20 protein-coding genes are annotated in these 21,964 nt (G+C 68.9%); 3 read left to right on the top strand and 17 right to left on the bottom strand.

Annotation, left to right across the window (positions count from 1 at the left end):
- Positions 1–23: 23 nt before the first annotated feature.
- Positions 24–602 (top strand): TetR/AcrR family transcriptional regulator, encoded by a 579-nt coding sequence (locus tag H521_RS26565; RefSeq protein WP_022891760.1) that lies wholly within the window; start codon positions 24–26, stop codon positions 600–602.
- 102 nt (positions 603–704) lie between these two features.
- On the opposite strand, the gene serA is transcribed toward H521_RS26565, so the two are convergent.
- The 12 genes from serA to H521_RS0104020 form a co-directional block, all read right to left on the bottom strand.
- Entirely contained in the window at positions 705–2,294 is a 1,590-nt protein-coding gene (gene serA, locus H521_RS0104075) for a phosphoglycerate dehydrogenase (RefSeq protein WP_026481887.1), read from the bottom strand.
- Positions 2,295–2,445: 151 nt separating this feature from the next.
- Positions 2,446–2,796, bottom strand: coding sequence for a hypothetical protein (locus H521_RS0104070; protein WP_022891758.1), 351 nt, complete (start codon positions 2,794–2,796; stop codon positions 2,446–2,448).
- Positions 2,793–3,275, bottom strand: coding sequence for a hypothetical protein (locus H521_RS0104065; RefSeq protein WP_026481886.1), 483 nt, complete (start codon positions 3,273–3,275; stop codon positions 2,793–2,795). The genes H521_RS0104070 and H521_RS0104065 overlap by 4 nt, the downstream gene beginning before the upstream one ends.
- A 25-nt stretch (positions 3,276–3,300) precedes the next feature.
- Entirely contained in the window at positions 3,301–4,353 is a 1,053-nt protein-coding gene (locus tag H521_RS0104060) for a hypothetical protein (RefSeq protein WP_156891274.1), read from the bottom strand.
- Complete coding sequence (locus tag H521_RS0104055; RefSeq protein WP_022891756.1) at positions 4,350–5,090, bottom strand: copper homeostasis protein CutC; 741 nt, start codon at positions 5,088–5,090, stop codon at positions 4,350–4,352. Before H521_RS0104055 ends, H521_RS0104060 begins: the two co-directional genes overlap by 4 nt.
- A gap of 52 nt (positions 5,091–5,142) precedes the next feature.
- Positions 5,143–5,904 (bottom strand): copper homeostasis protein CutC, encoded by a 762-nt coding sequence (locus tag H521_RS0104050; protein WP_022891755.1) that lies wholly within the window; start codon positions 5,902–5,904, stop codon positions 5,143–5,145.
- Positions 5,901–7,247 carry an alpha-L-fucosidase gene (locus H521_RS0104045; RefSeq protein WP_022891754.1) on the bottom strand — a complete coding sequence of 449 codons (1,347 nt, stop codon included), beginning with the start codon at positions 7,245–7,247 and terminating at the stop codon, positions 5,901–5,903. Before H521_RS0104045 ends, H521_RS0104050 begins: the two co-directional genes overlap by 4 nt.
- A 19-nt stretch (positions 7,248–7,266) precedes the next feature.
- Positions 7,267–8,799 carry a M81 family metallopeptidase gene (locus H521_RS0104040; protein ID WP_040423861.1) on the bottom strand — a complete coding sequence of 511 codons (1,533 nt, stop codon included), beginning with the start codon at positions 8,797–8,799 and terminating at the stop codon, positions 7,267–7,269.
- 82 nt (positions 8,800–8,881) lie between these two features.
- Positions 8,882–9,868, bottom strand: a complete 987-nt coding sequence (locus H521_RS21440) for an ROK family protein (RefSeq protein ID WP_022891752.1) — start codon at positions 9,866–9,868, stop codon at positions 8,882–8,884.
- A 53-nt stretch (positions 9,869–9,921) separates the two neighbouring features.
- Positions 9,922–10,851, bottom strand: a complete 930-nt coding sequence (locus H521_RS0104030) for a carbohydrate ABC transporter permease (RefSeq protein ID WP_022891751.1) — start codon at positions 10,849–10,851, stop codon at positions 9,922–9,924.
- The gene (locus H521_RS0104025; protein WP_022891750.1) at positions 10,841–11,752 is read right to left on the bottom strand and encodes a carbohydrate ABC transporter permease; all 912 of its coding nucleotides are present in this window, start codon (positions 11,750–11,752) and stop codon (positions 10,841–10,843) included. Before H521_RS0104025 ends, H521_RS0104030 begins: the two co-directional genes overlap by 11 nt.
- A gap of 26 nt (positions 11,753–11,778) precedes the next feature.
- Entirely contained in the window at positions 11,779–13,029 is a 1,251-nt protein-coding gene (locus H521_RS0104020; RefSeq protein WP_022891749.1) for an ABC transporter substrate-binding protein, read from the bottom strand.
- Positions 13,030–13,254: 225 nt separating this feature from the next.
- On the opposite strand from H521_RS0104020, the gene H521_RS0104015 reads away from it, so the two are divergent.
- Entirely contained in the window at positions 13,255–14,445 is a 1,191-nt protein-coding gene (locus H521_RS0104015) for an ROK family transcriptional regulator (protein ID WP_051159177.1), read from the top strand.
- Between the two features lie 5 nt (positions 14,446–14,450).
- Here the strand turns inward: H521_RS0104015 and H521_RS0104010 are convergent, their stop codons facing one another.
- Entirely contained in the window at positions 14,451–15,710 is a 1,260-nt protein-coding gene (locus H521_RS0104010) for an alpha-L-fucosidase (protein WP_026481881.1), read from the bottom strand.
- Between the two features lie 174 nt (positions 15,711–15,884).
- Between H521_RS0104010 and H521_RS21435 the strand changes: the two genes are divergently transcribed.
- Positions 15,885–16,715: a hypothetical protein gene (locus H521_RS21435; RefSeq protein ID WP_156891273.1), complete on the top strand. Its 831-nt coding sequence runs from the start codon at positions 15,885–15,887 to the stop codon at positions 16,713–16,715.
- Between the two features lie 92 nt (positions 16,716–16,807).
- Here the strand turns inward: H521_RS21435 and ilvC are convergent, their stop codons facing one another.
- From ilvC to ilvD, 4 genes are read right to left on the bottom strand one after another with little or no spacing between them, the layout of a single operon-like run.
- Entirely contained in the window at positions 16,808–17,905 is a 1,098-nt protein-coding gene (ilvC, locus tag H521_RS0104000) for a ketol-acid reductoisomerase (protein WP_281167448.1), read from the bottom strand.
- Positions 17,902–18,411, bottom strand: a complete 510-nt coding sequence (ilvN, locus tag H521_RS0103995) for an acetolactate synthase small subunit (RefSeq protein ID WP_022891744.1) — start codon at positions 18,409–18,411, stop codon at positions 17,902–17,904. The genes ilvC and ilvN overlap by 4 nt, the downstream gene beginning before the upstream one ends.
- A gap of 2 nt (positions 18,412–18,413) precedes the next feature.
- Complete coding sequence (locus tag H521_RS0103990) at positions 18,414–20,222, bottom strand: acetolactate synthase large subunit (RefSeq protein WP_026481879.1); 1,809 nt, start codon at positions 20,220–20,222, stop codon at positions 18,414–18,416.
- A gap of 44 nt (positions 20,223–20,266) precedes the next feature.
- Positions 20,267–21,961: a dihydroxy-acid dehydratase gene (ilvD, locus tag H521_RS0103985; protein ID WP_022891742.1), complete on the bottom strand. Its 1,695-nt coding sequence runs from the start codon at positions 21,959–21,961 to the stop codon at positions 20,267–20,269.
- Positions 21,962–21,964 lie beyond the last annotated feature (3 nt).

Below are 21,964 nucleotides of genomic sequence, written 5' to 3'. Positions count from 1 at the left end.
CCGCACGAAGTAGCATCAGGCGCATGAGTCGACCGCCTGCGGCCCGCGATGCCGTGCTCGACGCGTTCGAGCGCCTCATCATCGCCGACGGCGAACGCGGCGCCACCCTCGAGGCCACCGCTCGCGAGGCCGGCGTCTCCAAGGGCGGGTTGCTCTACCACTTCGGCTCGCGCCACGCGCTGATCGCCGGACTGATCGAACGCCTGCACCGGCTCATCGATGAAGACGTCGAGCGCATCCACTCCGCGCCCGACGGCGCGATCTCGTACTTCGTGCGCTCGTCGGTCGACCTCGAGTCACCGCTCGACCACAGCTTCGTCGCGACGGTGCGCCTCGCGCAGGGCGGCGACCGCGAGGCGGCGCAGGCGATCGACGCCGTTCGTTCGCGGTGGCTCGTCGAGATGGGGCGACACGTCGACGATCGCGCGCTCGCGCTCGCGATCACGCTCATCGGCGACGGCCTGTACTACCACTCGGCGCTGCGCGCCGAGGTCGGCGCCGAGGCCGACGACGGCACGACGGCCGACGACATCGGCCCCAAGGAGATGGACGAACTCGTCGCCCTGCTCGAGCGCATCGCACGCGAATCGCCGGTCGAGTAGCGCGAAGCGCGTATCGAGACCTCGACGTACAGGTCTCGATACGCTTCGCTACTCGACCGGCGGAGAGATGCCCCCGACCGGCGGAGAGGCGCCGGCTGATCGCTACTCGGTGATGTCGATCTCGACGAAGAGGCTCGCGTCGATCGCCTCGCGCACTCGATCGAGCACCTCGGCGGGCACCGGCGAGTCGACGGTCAGCACGCTGAGCGCGCGGCCGCCGGCCTCGCGGCGGGCGATCTGCATGCCGGCGATGTTGATGCCTGCGTCGCCGAACTCGCGGCCGTAGACCGCAACGATGCCGGGCCGATCGGCGTACTCCATGACGATGTGGGTCGTCGCGATCGGCACCTCGAGCTCGTAGCCGTTGACGCCGACGAGCTTCTCGATCTGCTTCGGGCCGGTGAGCGTGCCCGACACCGAGACCTGGGTGCCGTCGGCGAGCGCGCCCGTGAGGCTGATGACGTTGCGGTACTCGGGCGACTCGGCCGAGGTGATCAACCGTACGTCGATGCCGCGCTGCTCGGCGAGCAGGGGTGCGTTCACGTACGACACCGTCTCGCTCACGACGTTCGTGAAGACGCCCTTCAGCGCGGCGAGCTTCAGCGCGCTCACGTCGTAGTCGGCGAGCTCGCCGCGCACTTCGACGTCGAGGCTCGTGAGCGGGCCGCTGGCCACGCCCGCGAAGAGCTGGCCGAGCTTTTCGACGAGCGGGATGCCGGGGCGCACGTAGGGGTCGATGACGCCGCCGGCGACATTGACGGCGTCGGGAACGAGTTCGCCGGCGAGGGCGAGCCGCACCGACTTCGCGACGGAGACGCCCGCCTTCTCTTGCGCCTCATCGGTCGAGGCACCGAGGTGCGGGGTCACGACGATGTTCGGCAGGCCGAGCAGCGGCGAATCGCGCGGCGGCTCCGAGACGAACACGTCGACCGCCGCGCCGGCGATGGTCTTGCCGACGAGGGCGTCGTGCAGCGCGTCTTCATCGATGAGCCCGCCGCGGGCGACGTTGACGATGAACGCCGTCGGCTTCATGCGCGCGAACTGCTCGGCGCCGATCATGCCCGTGGTCTCGGGCGTCTTCGGCATGTGGATCGTGATGAAGTCGCTCTGCTCGAGCAGTTCGTCGAGGCTCACGGTCTGCACGCCGAGCTGCTGAGCGCGAGCTGCCGTGATGTAGGGGTCGTAGGCGATGACGTTGGTGCCGAAGGCCTGCAGGCGCGCCGCGATGAGTGCACCGATGCGGCCGAGGCCGATGATGCCGACGTTCTTCTCGTAGAGCTCGACGCCGGTGTAGGCCGAACGCTTCCACTCCCCCTGCGCGAGCGCTGCGTGCGCCGCCGGGATGTGGCGGGCAAGGCTCAGGATGTGACCGACGGTGAGCTCGGCCGCCGAGATGATGTTCGAGGTCGGCGCGTTGACGACCATGACGCCGGCGGCCGTGGCGGCCTTGATGTCGACGTTGTCGAGGCCGACGCCGGCACGGGCGACGACCTTGAGCCTCGGGGCCGCGGCGATCGCCTCGGCATCGACCTTGGTCGCCGAGCGAACCAGGATCGCGTCGGCATCGGCCAGCGCCGCGAGCAGCGCGGGCCGATCGGTGCCGTCGACGGACCTGACGTCGAAGTCGGGGCCGAGGGCCTCGACGGTGGCGGGCGAGAGTTCTTCAGCGATCAGCACGACCGGCTTTGACACGAACGGTTCCTTCGGGGCGATGCGCACGCACGACGCTGCGACTTGCGGTGGGATGCGCCACACGCCGTCGGGGCGCCTACCCGCTCACTCTACTGGAGCCGCCGGGTGGTATTCGCTCTGTGACGCTGCGCGCACGGCAGTGCGGACCGCATCAGACCACCACGGCGCCCGACGCCCCGAGCAGCACCGTCAGCGAGAAGAAGAGTGCGGCCGAGACGCCGAGACCGGCGAGGTAGGCCAGGACGGCGAACCATGCGCTGCGCCGCCGACCAACGACGTACGCCGCGGCGAAGCACGCGAACGGTGCGAGCACGGCGATGACCATGATCGCCCATCCGACCGGGGTAAAGCCGAGCCCGAGGCCGATGATCTGCGCGACCGACTCGATGACCTCCCACACGTCGTAGGCGTAGAAGAGCCCGAACACGACGGCAAGCGCGATGCGGATGCGCGACGGTCGAGCGAACCGCTCGTTCGTCGACGCCGTCGTCTCGGCGCTCATGCGTTCATTCCGAGCACGAACGGCAGCGGCACGAGCACGACGACCCCGAGCGCGAGCCACGACAGTCGCGCTCTGGGCCGCTCGGTGGCGAGCAGCACGACCGCGAACCACAAGGCGGGCGCGAGCACTGCGAACCAGAGTCCGAGCACGTACATCGCGTCGCCGACGATGCTGGCCCCGGGCGCAGTGCTGCGCACCGCGACGATGAGCCAGCCGACGGCGTACAGCAGGTACACGCCGCCGAGCACGCCGAGTATCACGAGCGTGGCGGACGCCGTCTGCGGCGGGGCATCCGACGTCTCGACCTCGTCACCAGAGGCCGCGGCGCCGTCTTCGCGCCGCTGCCGCACCTGCTCATCGGTGCCCTCATCGGCGGCCTCCGGCTGCGCCGGCGCGCCGACGGCCTTCCAGCCGGGCGCGAGGGTCGGATCGTCGTCGCCCTCCCAGCGCAGCGCATCGTCGTCGGAATCGCGGCTCATGCCACCACCCTAGCGATCGGCGGGCTCACGGCACGGGCACGCAGCGCCCGTCGACCCTCGGCAGCACGATGCCGAAGGCGAAGTCGATCTTCGCCGACTCGACGCTGCCGAGCTCCCCGCCACCGAGCAGCGGCTCGTCATGCAGGCGTTCGCCACTGCTCAGTCCCGCTGCATCCCATGCGTCGACGATGCGCTGCGCCGCCGCGAGGTTGCGCTCGGTAACCTCGCGGTCGTGCTCGTCGCTGGTCGTGTCGGTGATGATCCCCGTCGTGAACTCGCCGTTGAGGTTGAGCACGACACCACCGTCGCAGGCGGTCTCGGTCACCAGGAGCGGTGCGCTCTCCGACCAGGTCGCCGCATCGCCGGCCGCCGTAGCTGCGGCATCGGCGAGCGCAGCGAACTGCCCGCGTGCCTCCTCGATGGTCGGCAACGGCGTCTCGGCCGGGCTCTCGTCAGCGGGCGGCATCGGCTCGGCCGAGGGAACCGCGTCGGCAGGCCGTGCACCGGTGCCCGTGGACTCCGTGACGAACGAGGGCCGAAAGCCGACCGACAGCAACGCGAATCCGATCACCCCGAGCAGGGCGAGCGCGCCGAACGCGATGAGCCCTCGCGCGATCACCGGCCGCCAGGACTCAACGGGACGCGCGTTTCCGCGCTGCAACGCGATCAACGGCACGACGATGGCGGTCGCGACCCACAACAGCGGCCCGACGGGGCGCGCCCCGAGCACGGCCCCGAAGAGCATCAACGACGGAATGGAGAGCAGCAGCCCGCCGAGGGGTACGACGAGCCACTCGCTCCGGTTCCGCAGCGCCCGGCAGACCACGAGAACGGCTGCGGCGCCGACACCGGCCGAGACCGACGCCCCGAGGATCGTCGGTGCCCAGGTCAGCGACATGCGTCCGAGCACCAGCCCGAGAAGGACGAGGGCGAGTGCCGCGACGGCGACGCCGATCAGGATGCTGCGGGACGCGAGCTGCACGGCGTCACGAAGAATGCCGGCGGCGCCGCGGTCGCGAGGCAGCCGCACCGGGATCGGCGGCGGCCGTACCGGAACGCGCGGCGGCGCAGCGGTCATCGCCGGGCGACCCCCGCGGCGGCGACGGCCGCACGCACGAGGCCCGGGTCGGTCACGTCGAAACCGTCGACGCCTCCACCCGGTCCGCTCGCTCCGCCCCTGGTGGTCGTGCCCCGCGCCGAGAGGTGCACGGCGTGCACCCCGGCGGCGGCGAGCTCCTCGATGTCGGCGATGCGCACTCCCCCGCCCGCCATGATCTCGAGAACCCTGGCCTCCGCGGCCATCTGCCGCAGGGTCTCCAGACCCGAACGACAATCGACGGCCCCGCCAGAGGTGAGCACCCGTCGCACGCCGAGCGCCGCGAGCGCCGCCACCGAGGCTCGCGGGTCACTGCTCGCATCCACCGCCCGGTGCACCGTGACATCGCCGCCACCGGCAGCATCGACGAATCGACGGATCGCGTCGACATGGAGGTCACCAGACTCGGTGAGCGCGCCGACGACGACGCCGTCGGCGCCGTGGGCGAACGCGAAGCGGATGTCGCGATCGATCGTCTCGAGTTCGTCGGCGTCGTAATCGAACCCCCCGCCGCGCGGGCGCACGAGCACGTGCACGAACGCCGGCGCGGACGAGCTGCGGGCCTCGGCCGCCGCCGCCTCGATGAGCCCTGCGGAGGGCGTCAGCCCGCCGACGGCGAGCGCTTGACAGAGTTCGACCCGGGTGGCGCCGGCGGTCACGGCGATTCGCACCCCCGCGACATCCTGAACGGCGATCTCGATCGGGAGGAGTCCTGGCATTCCCGACACGCTACCGGTTCTCGAACCGCCAGATGCGACGTGGGCTGCCGCGCTACGCCGAGCGCCACGCCGATCGAGCTGCGACCGCGCCGCGAACGAGCTGGGCGTCGGTGCGGTCGATCGTCTCGGCGCCGCCGCCCGGACCGCTCGGTGCCGGATCGGTCACGGAGCGCCGCGCCGACAGGTGCACGGCCGCGAGCCCGCGGTCGAGCAGCGAGGGGATGTCGCCGGCGGCGACTCCGCCCCCGGCCATGACCTCGAGGCGACCGGCGGCGGCATCGTGCATCGCGGCGAGCTCGTCGATGCCGTCGATGCTGCGACGCGCCGCCCCAGAGGTCAGCACGCGCGAGACGCCGAGCGCCGCCAGCGTGTCGATCAGCGCACTCGGGCGCGCGACCGTGTCGATCGCGCGGTGGAAGGTCGTGTGCAGGCCGTCGGCCGCGGCGATCAGCTCGGCGACGACGCGTTCGTCGATCGTGCCGCCCGGCCGCATCGCGCCGATCACGACGCCGGCGATGCCGGTCGAGGCGAGCGCGCGGACGTCGCGTACCATCGCCGACACCTCGCGGGCGTCGTAGACGAAACCGCCGGCGCGCGGGCGCACGAGCACGTGCACGACGGCGTCGACGCCGAGGCCCCGAGCCGCCTCGACGGACTCGAGCACGGTGCCGATCGACGGCGTGAGGCCGCCCGTGACGAGAGCGCTGCACAGCTCGACGCGGTCCGCACCGGCGGCGATCGCGATGGCCGTGCCGCCGGCGTCCTGCACGGCGATCTCGATCGCGGGCGCCGTCACGAGCGGCTCCCCGGTCACGCCGTCACACGTGCGACGGCGATCGGCTCGCCGCGAAGCGATTCGGGAATCGGCACGGATGCCCCGGCGCTCGACGACTCGATGGCGGCTTCGCCCGCGCCGAGCCAGGTCACGCGCCCGGCACCCGCGAGCTCGGATGGCAGTCGGATCTCGCCGACGGCCGGGTCGATCGCGTGCACGAACACGTCGCCGCCGATCGTCGTGTACGAGACCGGAGCACCGACGCGGTCGCCGGCGCGGAGCCAGGGCCGGGTGCCGTAGACGGCGTCGCCGTTGACCTCGAGCCAGCGGCCCATCGCGCTCATGCTCGCAGCCTGGAGCTCGGGGATCGAGCCGTCGGCCCGGGGGCCGACGTTGATGAGCAGGTTGCCGTTCTTCGAGACCACGTCGACGAGCAGGCGCACGAGCGCGGCGCCCGAGAGCGAGTGTTCTGGGCCCTCCGCCTCGTTGTAGCCGAACGAGAAGCCGAGGCCGCGCGTCGACTCCCACGGCGACTCGACGATGTCCTCGACGTGGGTGTACTCGCGCGTCAGGAAGCCCTGGTAGGGCACGCCCCAGCGGTCGTTGACGACGCCCGACGGCACGCGCTCGAGGTAGCGCTCGAGCAGCGCGGCGACGGCGAAGTCGTCGCGACCCTTGCCGCCGTCGGGCCAGTCGATGTCGTTCCAGAGGATGTCGGGGCTGAAGCGCTCGACGAGTTCCTCGAGCTGCGCGGCCGAGTAGCGCGAGAAGCGCTCGTCGTTGCGGCGGTAGCGGAAGAGGTCGGTGTCGGACTCGATCGGCGGGAAGTCGCTCACATGCCAGTCGAGGGCACCCGAGAAATAGACGCCGAACTTCGCCCCGGCGGCGCGCGTGGCGTCATGGAACTCCCGGATGAGATCGCGGCGGGGGCCGCGGCGCGCCGCGTTGAAGGCCGTCGTCCGGGTGTCCCAGAGGCAGAAGCCCTCGTGGTGCTTCGTGGTGGGGATCACGTACCGGGCACCCGCCGAGACGAGCGAGCCGACGAATGCGTCGGCGTCGAAGGCCGAGGCCTCCCAGCGGTCGGCGAGGTCCTCGTAGCTCGTGCCAGTGCCGTAGACGTCCTGGTGGCGCTGCCACGTCGGGCTGCCCGCGATGCGCACGGTGTTGCCGTACCACTCGGCGTACTGGTGGTGCGCGTACGCGTCTTCGGCGGGAACGCGGCGGCCGTCGTGCGGCGTTCCCCACGCGGGCACCGAGTAGAGACCCCAGTGCACGAAGAAGCCCAGCTTCGCGTCGCGGTACCACTCGGGCACGCCGGCGGCCGGGTAGACGGGTGCGTCGGCACCGAAGTCGGGGCCGATGCGGGTCTCGAAGTTCAGCATGTCGTTCCTGTTCGGGGTGTCAGCGGGTCGTTCGGCGGGTGACGACGGCCTCGAGCGCGGGGTCGGGGGTATCCGTCTCGAAGGGGAAGACGCCGGGAGCGAGGCGACGGTGGCCGAGGCGGAGCAGATCCTGGTCGACGCCTCCGGGAGTCAGGGCGAGCTTCCAGCCCTGCGCGAGGTCGTAGAGCTCGGGTTCGAGGTAGCCGATCTTCACGACGACGAGGTCGGCCGCGTGCGGGTCGAGCCCGAGCATCGTGAAGTCCGCGAGATGGTGGAAGGGCTTGCGGCGTTCGGTGATGATCGCGTGCACGCCGCCGGCTTTGATGACGACCTGGGTTCCCGCGTCGGCGTCGCCGTCCGTGATCGAGAACACGGTTCCCGCGATCGGCACCGGGCCCGACGGACCGCCGTCGACGCGACCGCCGACGAGCACGGCGATCTCCCCGCCGACGCCGGCCGTCCTGGCGACCTCGACAGCAGTCGGATCGAAGATCGACGCGTGGATGACCGTGAGGTCGTCGTCTGCGAACTCCGGCCGGTCGAGCAGTTGTCCGAGGGTCCACGACACGTCGCCGGCACCGCCGGCCGTCGGGTTGTCACCCGAATCCGAGATCAGGTAGGGCCGTTCGTCGGTCGCAGCGAGTGCCGCGTCGATCGACTCGGCGAGCGGCAGCGCATCGGCGACGAACTCGAAGTCGTCGCGGGCATCCCAGTAGGCGCGGGCGAGCCGCTCAGCCTCGGCCGCGATCACCTGCCGGTCGTCGCCGGTGACGACGACGGCGGCCTGACAGCGGGGCTCGTCGGCCCAGGCGTACCCGACCCACACGGCGGCATCCACGACGCCCTCGGTGTGCTCGACCACCTGCACCTCGGCATAAATGCCGCGCGCCGGCTCGAGGCGGGTGCTCGTCTTCTCGCCGGGCAGCAGCACCGGCACCTGCAGCCACGCCTTGTAGGGGCGCCGCTCGAGCACGTCCGCGCCGACGGAGGAACGCAGGCGCGTGAGCAGGTTGAACGCCGCCCGCTCCTTGGTGTTCCACACGTCCTCATGGGGTGCCATGCGGTAACAGGTGATGAGGTCGACCGCATCGAGAAGTTCGCGCGAGACGTTGCCGTGCAGGTCCATCGAGGTCGAGACGAGGGTCGCCGCACCGAGTTCGGCGCGTACCGCGGCGGCGAGATCGGCTTCGGCGTCGATCATGCCGACGACGCTCATCGCACCGTGGATGTCGAAGAAGAAGCCGTCGAACGGTCCTCGGGCGCGGATACCTGCGATGATCGCGCGCTTCATGCGCTCATATGTCTCGCGAGCGACCGCGCCGCCCGGGAGCGACCGACCGTGCGTCAACGGCACCCATTCGGCCGCCACCCGCAGTTCCGATCCCTCCGAGAGGAACGGGTAGTACGCCATGAGCGCGGCACCCTCCCGAACCGTGAACGCCTCATCGCCACTCAGATGCGGCGAGAAGGTGCTCGACTCGATCGAGATGCCGGCGATGCCGATGCGGGGACGTGAGAGCCCACCTTCCTCCAGGGCGCCGAGCGGCCCCATCCAGATCTCGGATGCGTCCGGCGCGATGGTCTGGGCGTCGTTCACGTTCTGCTCCTCGTTCGTGTTCTGCATCGGATCCGGCTCACGCCGTCATGCCGACCGGCGACGCCGGTGCTGCGACATCCGCTTCCGTTGCGATGCCGGGCGCACCGTCGACGGCGAGCGGCCAGGCGAGTGCCGCCGCGCCGAGCGCGACGGCGCGGCCGCCGAGCCGTGCAGGATGCACCGCGAGCGGGATGCCCGAGATCGGTGCGTTCTGCGCGAGCGTCCTGGAGAGCGACGGCTCGAGCACGTCCCAGGCCTCGCGAACTCCCCCGCCGACGACGACGTCGACGACGTCGAAGAGGTTCGCGGCGGTGGCGATGGCGAGGGCGAGCGCGTGACCCGCCGCGTCGAAGACGGCCGCGGCGTCGGCGTCGCCGGCCCGCGCCAGCTCGGCGATCGCGATGCCCGAGGTGCCGACAGCACCGATGCGCTCCGCGTAACGGGCCTCGATCGAGCGACCGGAGGCGAGCGTCTCGAGGTGCCCGACCTGGCCGCACGTGCAGACGAGTTCGCTGTACCCCGGCGTGTGCCCGATCTCACCGGCCGCGCCGTGCGGGCCGCTCATGATGCGGCCGTCGATCGCGATCGCACCGCCGACGCCCGTTCCGAGCGTGATGCCGATGGCGTGCTCCGAGCCGGCGACCGAGCCCCAGCGGAGCTCGCCCATCAGGAACGCGTTCACGTCGTTCTCGGCCGAGACCGGCACGCCGAGCGCGTTCGAGAGCTCAGGCCCGATGGCGTAGCCGACCCAGTCGGTGAACGACTCGGATGCCGCGCGCACCGTGCCGCTCGCCTGGTCGATGACGCCGGCTGCGCCGACGCCGGCCGCGACCGCGACGAGGCCCGAGCTCTGCTCGAGCGAACGCACGAGCGCAGCTGCGGCGGCCGTCATGGCGGGGCCGCCCTCCCTGGCGGGCGCCGGGACGACGCCCGCCGCGAGAACGGTGCCCGAACGGTCGCAGAGCACCGCCGAGATCTTGGTGCCGCCGATGTCGAGGCCGGCGACGACGTGCTGCGAAGACATGGTGGTACCTGGTTCGAGGTGGAGAAGAGCGGTGCTGGTCGAGCGATCGGGCACTACCGACCGCCGAGCCCGGCCATCGCGATGCCCTTCACCAGGTGCTTCTGCAGCACGATCACGAGCACGGTCGTCGGAATCATGGAGATGATCGCAGCTGCCATCTGGAGATCCCAGCGGGTGCCCTGGAGCCCTGAGAACGACGCGAGGCCGACCGGCAGGGTGCCGTGGGTGGCGTAGTCGACCGTGACGATGAGCGGCCAGAGGTAGCTGTTCCAGAAGGAGAGGAACGTGAAGACCGAGAGCACGGCGACGGCGGACTTCGCGAGCGGCAGGATGATCTGCAGGAACGAGCGGATGGGCCCCGCACCGTCGACGCGCGCGGCCTCTTCGAGTTCGAACGGGATGCCGCGGAAGAACTGGCGCATGAGGAAGGTGCCGAACGCGGTGAACGCGAAGGGCAGGATGAGCGACTGGTAGGTGTCGACCCAGCCGAACCACTGCATCACCTGGAACATCGGGATGACGAGCACCTCCTGCGGCACCATGAGCGTCGCGAGGAAGATCACGAACACCGCGTCGCGGCCCTTCCAGCGGAGGCGGCCGAACGCGTAGCCGGCCGTCGTCGACACCGCGAGCACGACGAGCGTGCCGGTGATCGAGACGAAGAACGAGTTGCCGATGTAGGTCAGGAAGGGCCCGTAGGCGAAGACGTCGGCGAAGTTCGACCAGCGCACCTCCGACCCGACGAGGGTCGGCGGCATCGAGAACATCTCGGAGTTCGGCTTCAGCGCCGAGAAGAAGGCGTAGACGATCGGCGAGACGAAGATCGCAGCGGCGACGTAGACGGCGATGTGCGCGAAGACGAGCTGCACACGGCCGCGCTTCGTGAGCGGTTCGCGACCACCCGATCGCTCGTCGGGCTCTGCGGGAGCATCCGTCTCCGCATCGAACACCGCGGTCGCGGCCGGGAGCGTGTCAATGCTCATAGTGCACCCACTTCTTCTGCGCGCGGAACTGCAGCGCGGTCAGGATGATGATGATGGCGAAGAGGATCCAGGCTGCCGCCGCGGCGAGACCGAGCTCCTGGAATTTGAAGCCCTGGTTGTAGATGAACTGCACGAGCGGCTGGGTCGCGTTGCCCGGACCACCGCCGGTGAGCAGTTGCGGCTGCACGAAGACCTGCAACGCCGTGATCATGGTCATGATGCTCGCGAAGAACAGCGACGGCGAGATCATCGGGAGCGTGACACTCCAGAGCATCCGGAAGCCGCGAGCGCCGTCGATGCGCGCCGCCTCGACGACGGACTCGGGCAGCTGTTCGAGCGCCGCCGAGAAGATCAGCATGTTGTAGCCGAGGCCCTGCCAGACCGACATCATGACGACCATGATCATGGCCCACTGCGGGTCGGCGAGGAAGTTCGGCAGCTCGACCCCGAACCAGGTCTGGGAGAGGCCGTTGAAGAGGCCCTGCGGCTGCAGCATCATCTTCCACACGAGCACGTTCGCGACCATCGGGGTCACGACGGGGATGAAGAAGAGCACGCGAAGCATGCCCCGACCGCGGATGCGGGCGCTGAGCGAGATCGCGAGGAGCAGCGACAGCCCGACGCTGATCGGCACGTACAACAGGGCGAAGACGAAGGTGTTGCGCAGCGCCGGCCAGAAGTCGGGGCTCTGCGTGAAGAGCTTGACGTAGTTGTCGAACCCGACGAACGTCTTCTCGCCGAAGGTGGGCCAGTTGAAGAAGCCCATGACGATGGACAGTACGACGGGGACGACCGTGAACAGGGCGAGCCCCGCCAGGGCTGGGCTGACGAAGCCCAGCGCCTGACGGGATTCAGCTCTGGCGAGCGTCCCTCGACGAGGTATCTGGTTGGTGTTCGACATCTCGAGAGGGTCCTTGCCGGTGGTGCTTATTCGCCGAACTGCTGCTGAGCGGACTCGAGCACGTTCGACATGGATTCCTGCCCGTTGTAGACGCTCACGAGCTGCGGCTGGATGTAGGTGCCGACCTTCGACCAGTTGTCGCTGACCTTCTGGCCCTCGACCTGCTCGAACGCCTTCGTGAAGACGGCCTCGACCTGGTCGCGGTACTGCTCGTCGATCGACTCGAAGTAGAGCGGCTGCGACGACACGCGCGCCGGGTAGCTGCGGCCCGAAGAGGCGATGTAGTCCTGCGCGTCGGTGCTGAGGAGAGAGCCGAGCACCTTGAGCGCGTCATCCTTGTTCTCGCAGTCCTTCGCGATGCCGAAGCCCGAGCCGAGGATGAGGCCGAGCGAGCCGTTGTCGCCCGTGGGCAGCGTGGTCATGCCCGCGTTGAATCCGGAGTCGTTGTTCAGGTACGTGACCGCGTTCCAGGTGCCGTCGACCGCCATGGCCGCGTTGCCGCCCGAGTACTGGGCCTCGCCCCAGCCGGTGTCCGACGCCGACGCGACCGGCGCGGCGACCTTCTCGTCGGTGACGAGGCCCGAGTACCAGGTGGCCGCGTCGACGAAGTCGGGGTTGGTGAGGTCGAGCGTGCCGTCGTCCTCGACGGGCTGGGTGCCCGACTTGGCGATCGGAAGCGCCTGCCACTGGAAGTCGCCCATGCCGACGGCGAAGCCGTACTTGCCATCGGTGGTGGCCGCCTTCGCGGTCGCCTCGAATTCGTCGAAGGTCCAGCCGGGCTGCGGCGCCTCGACGCCGGCGGCGTCGAGCAAGTCCTGGTTGAAATAGACGAGCATGGTCGCGATGTCGAACGGCAGGCCGTACATGGTGCCCTTGTTCGAGAGGATCTCTTCGCTGCCCGTCGCGAAGTCCGCGGAGTCCAGCCCTGCAGTCTTCAGGTCGGCAGCGGTGAGCTCGGCGAACCCTTCGGTGTAGCTCGAGAGCATGCCCGAGTTCATTCCGGTGACGCAGGCCATATTGCCCGAGGCCATGTTCGTCGTGAGCTTCGTGAAGAAGTCGCCCCACGGCGCAGTGCGCAGTTCGATCTTCAGGTCGGGGTTCTGCTCCTGCGCGATCGCGAGCTGCGCGTTCAGCGCGTCGGTGTCTGACTGGCTCCCCGCCCACATGTCGATGACGATGGTGTCGGATGACGCGTCAGCGGCTCCGTTGCTGCAACCCGTCATCACGAGTGCGGCGGCGGTCGCGACCGCCATCGCGCCGACGTGGATCTTCTTCATTGAATGTCGCCTCCTCAGGCATAAGGACGCACATGAGCAATGAGTTCTTTCGATCGTCGAATGAACTTATTCAACTTCGTGCGTAAAGTCATCATGCCAGACAGGCGAATCCTGCGCCAGCTTTCATCGGATGTCTGTCGCAGATCCTTGATTTTCCGCGGGTCGCTCTCGCCAAGACCTCGCAGACGCACTAGCCTCAACTTACTTCGACCGCGAAAGAAGCTCATGTCACCGTCGACTCCGCAGACGCCCCCGTCGTCGCAGCCACATCACACCCGCCAGATCGTGGAGCTCATCGCCCGCGGCGACGCGAACTCGCGCAGCGATCTGTCGCGCATCCTCGGGCTCGCCCCATCGACCGTCTCGCTCCGCGTGGCCGAACTCACCGAGCTCGGTGTGCTCCATGAAGAGGGCGTCGGCGTCTCCAGCGGCGGGCGTCGGCCCCGCATCCTTCGACTCCGCGGTGATCGCGGCAGCATCCTCGTCGCCGACCTCGGCGGCGGTCACGCGCGAATCGGCCGCGTCGATCTCAGCGGCACGCTGCTCGCCACGACCTCGATCCCGGTCGATGTCGGCGATGGGCCGGAGGCGACCCTCAGCACGATCGCCGCCGCGATGCGCGCTCTTGCGACCGAGGTCGATCCCGAATTCCGAGGCATTCGCGGAGTCGGCCTGGCACTGCCTGGCCCGGTGGACATCGGCACCGGCGGCGTCGACCAGCCGTCTCGGATGCCTGGATGGCCGGGCTTCCGGGTGCGCGACTGGCTCAGTCGCGAGTTCGGCGTGCCCGCCGCCGTCGACAACGATGCCAACCTCATGGCGCTCGGCGAGCACCGCGCGCAATTCGGTGCGACGCGCCACAGCGTCACGGTCAAGGCCGGCACGGCGATCGGCAGTGGCATCATCGTCGACGGCGTGCTGCACCGCGGTGCCACGTGGGCGGCCGGCGACGTCACGCACACCCGCATCGACGCGGCCGACGACATGCCGTGCTCCTGCGGGAACACCGGTTGCCTCGAGACCGTCGCGAGCGGCGCGAGCCTCGTGCGGCAGATGAACGAGCGTGGAATCGTGGTGCGCACGACCGCGGACGTGCTCGCCCTCGCCCGCGACGCCGACCCCGTCGCGACGACGCTCGTGCGCACGGCGGGCACCTACCTCGGCCAGGTGCTCTCGACCGTCGTGAACTTCTTCAATCCCGACGCGCTGTTCCTCACCGGAAGCATGTCGTCGAGCGAACCCTTCATCGCCGCGGTGCGCAGTCGTATCTACGAGGGCTGCCACCCGCTCGTGACACAGCGCCTGCGCATCGAACCCGCGTCGACCGGCCTGAATGCCGGGCTGCTCGGCGCCGCGCGGCTCGTGCTCGACGAGCTCACCTTCAGTGCCGAGGCATCCGTGCCCGTGACTCGCTGATCGACTCAGGCCAGCGTCAGCTCGATCACCGGAACCGCAACATCCGGCCGCCTGACCGGCAGTGACACGGTCAGCGTGCCCGCCTCCTCCCCTGCGGGGCGCATCACGTTCGCCGTCTGATCGGGGTCGGTGACGCTCGTGCGAAGCCACGAGCCGTCGTGGAGGAACCGGGCATAGGAGGCCTTGCCCGCGAGCCCCGGCAGGTGCACGAAGCCGAGCGGCCAGCTGAACAGGTGCAGGTGGAGACGATCACCGCGCAGCGTGTAGACGCCCTCTCGCGGCGGTGTGTACGACGCGTGCCCTGCGCCGACGATCGCGTCTCGGTGCAGTTCCATCCAGTCGCCGATCTCGCCGAGGAGGGCCAGGTCGGCGGGAGGGATCGCTCCGCGCCCGTCGGGTCCGACGTTCAGCAGCATGTTGCCGCCCATCGAGACTGAGTCCGCGAGCATGCGGATGAGCAGCGGCGCGCTCTTGAAGTCGACGTTGTCGCGATGGTAGCCCCATGAGCCGTTCGTCGTCTGACACGCCTCCCAGACGACGGGCGACCCCGCCTCCAGTATCGGTTTCGTCGGCTGGTACTGCTCGGGCGTCACGAAGTCCCCGGGCACGCCGAGTCGGTCGTTGACGAGCATGTCCGGCTGGAGTTCACGGCAGAGCGCCATGAGTCCCTCCGCATCCCAGTCTTCGGCGGCCTTGCCCGCCCAGCCCTGCTTCGTCTCGGGGTACGTGAAGTCGAAGAAGAGGTAGTCGATCGTGCCGTAGCGGGTGAGGAGCTCGCGCACCTGCCCGTGCAGGTACGCGCGGTACCGCTCCATCGAACGGCCGTCGTTCAACGCGTGCGCCCCGGAGTCATCGCGGCGCGGGTGGTTCCAGTCCACCGTGAAGTCGGGGTGGTGCCAATCGATGAGCGAGTAGTACAGGCCGACCTTGAGTCCGGCGGCCCGTGTCGCCTCGACGTGCTCGGCGACGAGATCACGGCCGCAGGCCGTGCTGCTCGAGAAGTCGGTGAGCTCGGAGTCCCACAGGCAGAAGCCGTCGTGGTGCTTCGTCGTGAGCACGGAGTAGCCCATGCCGGTGGCGACGGCCGTCGCGGCGATCGCCGCAGCATCGAAGCGATCGGGTTCGAAGTGACGGGCGTACGGCAGGTACTCCGCATCGGTCAGCCGCTCGTACGCCTGCACCCACTCATGGCGAGCGGCGCCGCTGTAGGCGCCGAAGTGCACGAAGAGCCCGAATCGGGCCGTGTCGAACCATTCCTGTCGCATGTCGTCTCTCTCATCGGTGCGGTCCATCCATCTTGACACACAGACATCAGATGTCTCGGCGACGGCGCGTTCACCGACGATGACGCCGTGGTGACGATTCCGCGTCGATCCCCCAACACGTGGCCGCGTTCCAATATGCTCATCGCGGCACTCAACCCCTTCGGAAGGACGAACGTGGCAGAGCAAGGCAAGAAGAAGATCGTTCGCGTCGAGCCCACTGCCGCGAACGCGCAGAGCAGCGGTGCCGTCGCCGTCGACGCACCGACCTGGACCCCGACGCCCGAGGCGAAGAAGCAGGCGACGACGCTGCGCCTGATCGCCGGCGGGCTCTGGCTGCTGGCCATCGCCGGCGAGGCGTTCGCCATCTTCTGGGTGCTGCGGCAGGTGCCCGTGAACATGGTGCTGCTCATCATTCTGATCGTCGTCATCGGCGCACTCGCGATCGGCGGCTCGCTGCTGTGGAAGAAGGCGAACCGCCTCGACCCGGCGTCGAAGGAGGACACGGTCCGGTTCTTCATGCAGAACCAGCTCGGCGCGATCATCGCAGTGATCGCCTTCCTGCCGCTCATCATCCTCGTCTTCACGAACAAGAACATGGACGGCAAGCAGAAGGCGCTCGCCGGCGTCATCGCGATCGTCATCGGCGGCGGCGCCATCGCACTCGGCGTCGACTACAACCCGCCGTCGGTCGAGCAGTACACCGAGGAGTCGAACACGATCGAGCAGCTCACCGGGCAGGATCTCGTGTACTGGACGAAGTCGGGCAGCGTCTTCCACGTCTGCGCCGACGTACCCGACGTCAACAAGGAATCGAAGGACGGCCAGATCTACGAGGGCACGGTCGCCGATGCCCACGCGGCCGGCAAGGACCGCCTCGTGAGCTATTGGGACCGCGAGGCCGTGAACTACTGCGGGTACACGCAGGAACAGGTCGACGCGGTGACGGCCGGCACCACGAGCGATGCGCCCGCCGATGAGCCCGAGGAGACGCCCGAAGCGGAGTGACTCGGCTCATCGCCACGAGTGAACGACGAAGCCCCGCCCGGATCTGATCCGGGCGGGGCTTCGTCGTTGTTCGGATTGCTTGGTTCGCGGCTTTAGCGCGCGACCTCGCCGTCGACGTAGTCGTCATCGTTCGAGGCGTTCCAGGCGAAGAGCTTGCGGAGCTCGCGGCCCGTGGCCTCGATCGGGTGCGCCTCGCCCTTGGCACGGAGTTCGAGGAACTCCTGCTGGCCGTTGTCCTGGTCGTCGATGAAGCGCTTCGCGAACGCGCCCGACTGGATGTCGGCGAGCACGGCCTGCATGTTCTCCTTGACGCGCGGGTCGATGACGCGGGGGCCCGAGACGTAGTCGCCGTACTCGGCCGTGTCGGAGACCGACCAGCGCTGCTTGGCGATGCCGCCCTCCCACATGAGGTCGACGATGAGCTTCAGCTCGTGGAGCACCTCGAAGTAGGCGACCTGCGGCTGGTAGCCGGCCTCGGTCAGGGTCTCGAAACCGTACTGCACGAGCTGCGAGACGCCGCCGCAGAGCACAGCCTGCTCGCCGAACAGGTCGGTCTCGGTCTCTTCGGTGAACGTCGTCTTGATGCCGCCGGCGCGAAGGCCGCCGATCGCCTTGGCGTAGCTCAGCACGAGGGGCCACGCGTTGCCCGAGGCATCCTTCTCGACCGCGACGATCACGGGCACACCGCGACCCGCCTCGTACTCGCGACGCACCGTGTGGCCGGGGCCCTTCGGCGCGACCATGACGACGTCGACGCCCTCGGGCGCCTCGATGTAGCCGAAGCGGATGTTGAAGCCGTGACCGAAGACGAGCGTCTTGCCCTCGGCGAGGTTGTCTTTGATCGACTCGGCGTAGATGTGACGCTGATATTGGTCGGGAGCGAGGATGACGATGACGTCGGCGGATGCCGCGGCGTCGGCGACGCTCAGCACCTGGAAGCCGGCCTCTTCGGCCTTCGGCTTCGACTTCGAACCCTCCTTGAGTCCGATGACGACCTCGACACCCGAGTCGCGAAGGTTCTGCGCGTGCGCGTGGCCCTGCGAGCCGTAGCCGATGACCGCGACCTTCTTGCCCTGGATGAGGGCGAGGTCGGCGTCTTTGTCGTAGTAGATCTCAGCCATGATGCTGTTCATTCTCCTTGGTAGTGGTCTCGTGCAGTTCGTTGAAGCTGGGGTGAAGCCGGCGGTCAGTTCTTGAAGACGCGCTCGGTGATGGACTTGCCGCCACGTCCGACGGCGAGCAGGCCCGACTGGGCGATCTCTTTGATGCCGTAGGGCTCGAGCACCTTCAGGAACGCCGTGGTCTTGCCCGAGTCGCCGGTGATCTCGATCACGAGGGCGTCGGTCGACACGTCGACGACGCGCGCACGGAAGAGGTTCACCGCTTCGAGCACCTGCGAACGCGTGGCGTTGTCGACGCGCACCTTGATCAGCAGGTGTTCGCGCTGCACCGACTGCGTCGGATCGAGCTCGACGATCTTGATGACGTTGATGAGCTTGTTCAGCTGCTTCGTCACCTGCTCGAGGGGCAGCTCGTCGACATCGACGACGACCGTGATGCGGCTGAGCCCCGGGATCTCGGAGTGCCCGACGGCGAGCGACTCGATGTTGAACCCGCGGCGTGCGAACAGACCGGCGACCCGGGTGAGGAGGCCCGGCTTGTCTTCGACGAGGAGGGAGAGCACGTGTGTCGACATGGTCAGTCCTCCTCGCTGAATGCCGGCGAGTGGTCGCGGGCGTATTGGATGTAGCTGTTCGAGACGCCCTGCGGCACCATCGGCCACACCATTGCCTCGGCCGAGACGACGAAGTCGATGACGACCGGCCGGTCGTTCGTCTCGAGCGCGAGCTTGATCGCGTCGTCGATCTCGTCTTCTTTCGTGACCCGGATGCCGAGCGCGCCGTAGGCCTCTGCCAGCGCCACGAAGTCGGGGATGCGCACGGTGTCGTGACCGGTGTTCAGGTCGGTGTTGGAGTACCGGCCGTCGTAGAACAGCGTCTGCCACTGGCGCACCATGCCGAGCGAGGAGTTGTTGATGATCGCGACCTTGATCGGGATCTTGTTCAACGTGCAGGTGGCGAGCTCCTGGTTCGTCATCTGGAAGCATCCGTCGCCGTCGATCGCCCAGACCACGCGGTCTGGTTCGGCGACCTTGGCGCCCATGGCCGCGGGAACCGCGTAGCCCATGGTGCCGGCGCCACCGGAGTTCAGCCACGAGTTCGGCCGCTCGTACTTGATGAACTGCGCCGCCCACATCTGATGCTGCCCGACGCCCGCGGCGTAGACCGCCTCTGGCCCCGTGAGCTCCCCGATGCGCTGGATGACCTGCTGCGGGGCGAGGAGACCATCGGACGGCTTCGTGAAGCCGAGGGGGAACTCGGCCCGGAGCCCGTCGAGCGTGGCCCACCACTCGTCGAGATCAGGCGTGCCCTCTTGCGCCGCGACGGCGTCGCGATAGGCCGACTCGAGGTCGACGAGCACGTCTTTCGCATCGCCGACGATCGGCACGTCGGCGACCCGGATCTTCGAGATCTCGGCCGGGTCGATGTCGACGTGCACGACCTTCGCGTTCGGGGCGAAGAGCGCGGCCTTGCCGGTCACCCGGTCGTCGAAGCGCGCGCCGAGCGCGATCAGGAGATCGGCCTCTTGCAGAGCGATCACCGCGGGTACCGTGCCGTGCATGCCGGGCATGCCGAGGTGCTGCGGGTGCGAGTCGGGGAACGCGCCGCGCGCCATCAGCGTCGTGACCACGGGGGCGTTCGTCGTCTCGGCGAGCGTGCGGAGCTCGTCGGAGGCACCGGAACGGATGACGCCGCCGCCCACGTACAGTACGGGGCGCTTCGCCTCGACGAGCATCTGGGCCGCGGCAGCGACCTGCTTGCCGTGCGCCTTGGTGATCGGCCGGTAGCCCGGCAGGTCGAGCTTCGGCGGCCAGCGGAACATGAACTTGGCCTGCTGCGCGTCTTTCGTGATGTCGACGAGCACCGGGCCGGGGCGGCCGGTGGTCGCGATGTGCACCGCTGCAGCGAGCGTCGCCGGGATCTCGGCGGGGTCTTTCACGAGGAAGGAGTGCTTCGTGATCGGCATCGTGATGCCCACGATGTCGGCCTCTTGGAACGCGTCGGTGCCCATGAGGTTCGAGAACACCTGGCCGGTGATCGCGAGCATCGGCACCGAGTCCATGTGGGCGTCGGCGATCGCCGTGACGAGGTTCGTCGCGCCGGGGCCGGAGGTCGCGATGGCGACGCCCAGCTTGCCCGACGACGAGGCGTAGCCCTCGGCGGCGTGGCCGGCGCCCTGCTCGTGGCGCACGAGGATGTGGCGGAGCTTCTTGCTCTCGAAGAGCGGGTCGTAGACGGGGAGGATCGCGCCGCCGGGAAGGCCGAACACGTCGGTGATGCCGAGCATCTCGAGTGAACGCACGACTCCCTCGGCGCCGGTGATCTCCACGGGCGCGCCGGGAGGCACTGGGGCGGGCGATGGCACGGGACTGGATTCCGTGGACATTCGGTTCCTGTTCTGGTGGACGGTGTGTGCGGGAGACGCAGCACTCAGCCCGTCGTGGCGCCTTCGGCGGCGGAACGCACGAGCTTCGAGTACTTCGCGAGGACGCCACGGGTATAGCGCGGGGGAAGCGGAGCCCAGCCTTCACGGCGGGCAGCCAGCTCGGCATCGTCGACCAGTAGGTCGATGGAACGAGCTGCGATATCGACCCGTATGAGATCACCATCGCGCACGAAGGCGATGGGACCTGCGTCCACCGCTTCGGGTGCCAGATGGCCGATGCAGAGGCCGGTTGTGCCGCCTGAGAATCGACCGTCCGTCAAGAGTAGTACATCTTTTCCGAGGCCGGCGCCCTTGATGGCCGCGGTGATGGCGAGCATCTCGCGCATGCCGGGCCCGCCCTTCGGCCCTTCGTAGCGGATGACGACCACGTCGCCATGCTTGATCTCACCGGCGGTGAGGGCGTCCATGGCGGCGCGTTCACGCTCGAACACCCGTGCCGGGCCCTCGAAGGTTGCGGCGTCGAAGCCGGCGGTCTTGACGACGGCGCCCTCTGGCGCGAGCGAACCGTGCAGGATCGTGAGCCCGCCGGTCTCGTGGATCGGGTTGTCGAGCGTGCGCAGCACTTCGCCGTCGAGCGGCTCGATGTCCATCTCGGCGAGGTTCTCTGCGAGCGTCTTGCCGGTGACCGTGAGCGCGTCGCCGTGCATGAGCCCGGCGTCGAGCAGTGCCTTCATGAGCACCGGCAGCCCGCCGCGGCGATCGACGTCGTTCATGACGTACTTGCCGAAGGGCTTGAGGTCGCCGATGTGCGGCACCTTCGAGCCGATGCGGTTGAAGTCGTCGAGGGTGAGGTCGACCTCGGCCTCGTGCGCGATCGCGAGCAGGTGCAGCACGATGTTCGTCGAGCCGCCGAGCGCCATGCCCACGGCGATGGCGTTCTCGAACGCCTTCTTGGTGAGGATCTGGCGGGCGGTGATGCCGTGCTTCAGCAGGTTCACGACGGCTTCGCCCGAGCGGTGCGCGTAGTAGTCGCGACGACGGTCGGCGGATGCCGGTGAGGCCGAGCCCGGCAGCGAGAGCCCGAGCGCCTCGGCGACCGAGGCCATCGTGTTGGCGGTGTACATGCCGCCGCAGGCGCCCTCGCCCGGCGCGAACGCGCACTCGATGCGCTTCGCGTCGGCCTCGCTCATCGTGCCGGCCTTGACCGCGCCGACCGCTTCGAACGAGTCGATGATGGTGATGTCCTTCTCGGTGCCGTCGGAGAGGCGCACCCAGCCTGGAGCGATCGAGCCGGCGTAGAGGAAGACCGAGGCGAGGTCGAGTCGAGCGGCCGCCATGAGCATGCCGGGGATGGACTTGTCGCAGCCGGCGAGCAGCACCGAGCCGTCGAGGCGCTCGGCCTGCATGACGACCTCGACCGAGTCGGCGATGACCTCTCGCGAGACGAGCGAGAAGTGCATGCCCTCGTGGCCCATCGAGATGCCGTCGGAGACGGAGACGGTGCCGAACTGCAGCGGATAGCCGCCGCCGCCGTGCACGCCCTCTTTCGCGGCTTGCGCGAGGCGGGCGAGCGAGAGGTTGCAGGGCGTGATCTCGTTCCACGACGACGCGATGCCGATCTGGGGCTTGTCCCAATCGGCATCGCCCATGCCCACGGCGCGGAGCATGCCCCGGCTGGTCATGGCTTCGATGCCGTCGGTGACGGTACGGCTACGCGGTTTGGGATCGAACTCCGACATGCG

Origin of the sequence: Agromyces subbeticus DSM 16689, assembly GCF_000421565.1 — a bacterium.
In the GTDB taxonomy this organism is placed as follows: Bacteria; Actinomycetota; Actinomycetes; order Actinomycetales; family Microbacteriaceae; genus Agromyces; species Agromyces subbeticus.
This window is presented reverse-complemented; position numbering and strand designations above follow the sequence as displayed.